The following is a 4,335-nucleotide window of genomic DNA, read 5'->3' as shown; positions in this document are numbered from 1 at the left end:
CACACTCTTTCCATACCCGACCCTTTTCCGATCTGGTACCTGCGGCGGGGGGCCGCCGCGCGTCGGGTCGGTTACCCCCCGGGGTTCTCACCCCAGGGGGGTAACCGACCTGGCGGCCTCGGGCTCAAGTGGACGGCGCGACCGCGGGCCGCAGCCCGAGCCACTGCTCGGCGTCCCAAGCGCGGAACCGCTCCACCTCGGTGAACCCCAGCTTTGCCGCGAGGCGCATCGAGCCGAGGTTGGCGCTCTGGGTGGTGAGCACCACCGGCTCGCCGGGGAAGACCTCGTCGAACCAGCCGAGCGCCGCCGCACACGCCTCGGCGGCATACCCGGAACCCCACGCCCGCGGCAGGAAGAGGTAGCCGAGGTCGGCCTTCCCCGCGGCAGCCGGGCGGCGGTGCTCCGTCGCTCTCCTGAGCAGGATCTGGCCGATCATCGCCCCGTCGAGATCGACGACGAAACTCCCCGGCCACCGCTCGGGCACCCGGGGCAGCTCGCGTTCGAGCTCGGCACGAGGGCGGGGACCGCCGAGGTAGGTGTGCACCTCCGGCGACGCCAGCAGCTCGACGAACGCCGCACGGTCCCGGGCCTCGGGCGCACGGAGCACAAGTCTCTCGGTCTTGATCGGCACAGGCGGCCAGGCGACGGACCCCAGGTCGGACATGCGCGCAGACTAGCAACCCGAGAAGCCCCGGAAACCGCCGGCCGCGGCTCTCCCCGGCTTGCCGGGTGGGGTGCCTACTGTCGGCACACCAGCTCCAGCATGACGGCAGGCGGCAGGGACGGGTTGGCCGCTGCCGCTTTCGCCACCTGCCGGTCCGCGTCGGTGAGCAGCTCTGCGACGACCGATGGCGGGAGTGCGGGGTGGCGGGCGGCTACGGGTCTGGCCCGTTCGTCCGCCAGGCAGACGAGCAGTGCGGCGGCCGTCGCCCCGCGGTGTCGGGCAACCTCACGGAACACCTTCTGCACCGCGGGTTCGTGACGGACCAGGTCCTCCAGCAGCGCCGGGAGCGCGTCCGGATTGGTCGCCACCTTGGCCAGGACACGGACGCCGTGTCGGTCGACCATGGCGCGCAACTGCGCGTCGGTGAGGCCGGGGTGAGGAGCGAGGGCCTTGAGCACCTTCGCGTCGGGGTCGTCGGCCAGCCGGTCGCGTATCTCGGTTGGCAGATCGCGTCGTTGGGCCACGAGCGTGCGGGCGGCCGGGTCCGGTGACATGGCCAGCTCTTCGACCTCGGCGACGGAGGCGGCGGCGATACGGGGGAGAAGGGCGCCGCTGATCCTGGTGGTTGCGGCCAAGCGGGTGAGCACGTCGAGCGGCACTCGGGGATGGTGTGCGAGCCCGCGGCGCACGATGGAGTCCGGGTCGTGGGCCAGTGCGCGGATCAGGTGATCGTCGATCGCGGGATTTTCGGCAAGGTCGGCGCGGATGCCGGGAACGGGGTCCGAGGCGAGCCGTGTGCAGGCTTGCGGGGGCAGGTCCGGGCGGCCGGCGAGCGCCCAGCGCAACAGCATCGACGGATGGTCCACGAAGCCGAGAAGGGCTTCGACGGGGGTGGCAGGGTTGTGGAGTGCCGCTTGCCGAATGTCGTGGACGGTGGACTCGTGGGAGCCGTCGCAGGAGGCGCCCGGCCGGAGATCGCAGTCCGGGCGAGGGCATTGCGGATCGTGCAGGAAGGGGGTCTCCTCGCGGTCGCAGACCAGACAGCGTCGTGCCGCGGGGAGTCCTTCCCCGGTCACCAGTGCGGCCAGTGCGGCCGGGGGTGTCGCCTCGTTGGACGCCACCGCGCGGCGGACCTGGGCGTGCGGATGCGCCGCGAGCCTCGCGGCCACATCCGGGGTGGTCCACAAAGCGAGTTCGGCGACGACACGTACATCAGGGTCCGTCGCGAGCGTGTCCACCACGTCGGACGGGAGACCGGGACATGCTGCCAGCTTCTCCCGGCGCTCACGGACCGGGTCGGCAGCAAGGAGGCGTGCCCACTCGGGACGTTCGACGCCCTGGTCGAGCAGGGCGAGGGCGGCATCCGGCCGGATCGAGGGGTCGATGTCCGCGGCGGTCAGCCGACCCTCGTACGCGAGGTGCACCGCGCTCGCGTCGATACGCCCGGCCAACGCGACCGCCTGCGCGCGGCTGAGGTCCGCGCGACGGGCGAGTTCCGTGGCGAGGTCCTCGTCCGCGATGGATATCAGCCGGTCGACCAGCTCGGACGACAGGGCGGGATTGGCGGCGAGCCCGCTCAGGATGTGATGCACGCAGGCATCCTGCCTGGAGCGTGGCGGACGAGTTCGGGATTTTCCTGACGCCCGCGCGTTGTCGGTGGGGTGCCCGGTCACCGGACGGGTCCCGTACACGGCGTGGGCCCCGCACGTTGTGCGGGGCCCTGGTCGTGGGGTTACGGGGTGGATCAGGGGCAGCTGATGCGGAAGTCGCCCGGGTCCGTCGTGCAAGTGTCGGTGTTGAGGCCGCCGTTGGCGGTGTCGTTGCCGGAGACGTTGTCGACGGTGTTGAGGTTGTCGGTGCCGGTGTTGCCGGTCAGGGTGTCGTTGCCGGGGCCCGCGGTGAGGGTGTCGTTGCCGGTGCCGCCGTCGATGCGGTCGTTGCCGTAACCGCCGTGCACGGTGTCGTTGCCGCTGCCGGCGTTGACGGTGTCGTCGCCGCCCAGGGCGCAGATCACGTCGTTGCCGCTGGAGCCGGTGATGGTGTCGTTGCCGCTGGTGCCGATGCGGGTGCAGCCACGGGCGTTGTCGACCGCGGTCGTCGCCGTGGCGGTGTTGTTGCCGGAGCTCGGGTCGCCCTGGGTGGCGGTGACGGTGGCTCGGTCGGTGAGCGTGCCGGTGGCCCGCGGTTCGGCGGCGACGGTCACCGTGGCGACCGCCCCCGGGGCGAGGGTGCCGAGGGAGCAGTTCGCGGAGGTGGCGGTGGTGGTGCAGGTGCCCGAGCCGGTGGTCGCGGAGACGACCGAGACGGCGACGCCGCTGAGGGCGTCGGACAGGGAGACGTTGGTCGCGGAGGTCGTGGTGCTGTTGTTGGTCACGCGCACGGTGTAGGTGGCACGGTCACCGATGCTGACCGTGGTGGGACCGGACTTCGTCACCGCCAGATCCACGCCGGACGGCGGCGGGGTGGTGCCGCCGCCCTCGAAGCGCGCCAGGGTGAAGTCGCTGTCGGGTCCGCCCCCGCCGGCCGCGACGATTCTTCCGTCCGCCTGGAGGGCCATGCCGTTGGCAGCGTCGGTGCCGCCGAAGTCCGCCGTCGCGAGGCCCCCGTTGCCGAAGCCGGTGTCCTGGCTGCCGTCGGGGTTGTAGCGCACGACGGCGAAGTCGCCGCCGGGCCCGTTGTTTCCGGCGACGACGATCCGGCCGTCTCCCGGCTGCACCTTGACGTCTGCCGCCGTGCCGCCGGGGGTGAGCACCGTGCCGTTCCGGTTGAAGCTCGTGTCCAGGGCGCCGTTGGGGAGGTAACGGGCCAGAGCGAACCGGGAGCCGCTGCCGCCGGCGGCGACGATCCTTCCGTCCGGCTGGACCGCGAGCCCTTCCACGGAGTCGTAGTCGCCCAGGTCGGTGCGGACGATGCCGTCGCCGTCGAAGCCCGTGTCGAGGCTGCCGTCGGTGTTGAAGCGCATCAGCGCGAAGTCGAAGCGGGTCGAGCCGACCTCGCCTCCGACCAGGATCTTGCCGTCGGGCTGCAGTGCCAGGGCCCGGCCCAGACCGCCTTCCTGCGGGACCGGCCCCGCCGGATTGGCGGTCACCGTGCCGTCGCCCCCGAACGTGGTGTCCGGGGTGCCGTCGCTCCTGAGGCGCAGCACCGCCATCTCCCCGCCGAAGTAGCCGGCCGCGACGATCCTGCCGCTGGAGTCGATGGCCACGTCCTGGGCCTCGGTGGGGCTGTTGAAGTCGGCGAAGACCCGGCCGTCGCCGCTGAAGGTGTTGTCCAGGGTTCCGTCGGGGTTGTAGCGGGCGACCACGAACCAGCAGCAGTCGTCGTACTCCCGCCAGGTGCTGCCCACCACGACGATCTTGCCGTCGGCCTGCAAGGCCACGGCGTGCGCCTCGCCCCATTGCAGGCTCGGGCCCATGTTGTTGATGGCGGTCGTCACCGTGCCGCCGGTGCCGAAGCCGGTGTCCGGGGTGCCGTCGGGGTTGTGGCGGGTCAGTGCGAAGCGGCTCTCCGTCACCGCTTCGTCGACGGAGGAGCCGACGGAGACGATCTTTCCGTCGGGCTGTACTGCCACGTCCTCCGCGTGATCGTCGTCGGCGATGTCGGTGACCACCTTGCCGTCACCGCTGAAGGTGGTGTCCAGGCCGCCCGGGGCCGCGGCCGCCCCCCCCGGG

Annotated in this window: 3 protein-coding genes; all 3 read right to left on the bottom strand. The window is 72.0% G+C overall.

The features are described from left to right. Window positions 1–124: 124 nt before the first annotated feature. Entirely contained in the window at window positions 125–664 is a 540-nt protein-coding gene (locus ABT085_RS44355) for a GNAT family N-acetyltransferase (protein WP_351622323.1), read from the bottom strand. A 74-nt stretch (window positions 665–738) separates the two neighbouring features. Continuing rightward, window positions 739–2,256, bottom strand: a complete 1,518-nt coding sequence (locus ABT085_RS44350; protein ID WP_351622320.1) for a hypothetical protein — start codon at window positions 2,254–2,256, stop codon at window positions 739–741. Between the two features lie 152 nt (window positions 2,257–2,408). Beyond that, window positions 2,409–4,335, bottom strand: a 1,927-nt coding sequence (locus tag ABT085_RS44345; protein WP_351622317.1) for a calcium-binding protein, incomplete at its 5' end; no start/stop codon positions are given.

The sequence above is a fragment of the Streptomyces sp. NPDC002265 genome (genome assembly GCF_040296125.1).
GTDB lineage: Bacteria > Actinomycetota > Actinomycetes > Streptomycetales > Streptomycetaceae > Streptomyces.
Note: the sequence above shows the minus strand (reverse complement) of the source record. Positions and strands in the feature narration are given on the sequence as shown.

Bases quoted from the DNA above. Each gene is read 5' to 3' on its own strand.
- ABT085_RS44355 (WP_351622323.1), bottom strand. From the start codon at position 664: ATGTCCGACCTGGGGTCCGTCGCCTGGCCGCCTGTGCCGATCAAGACC.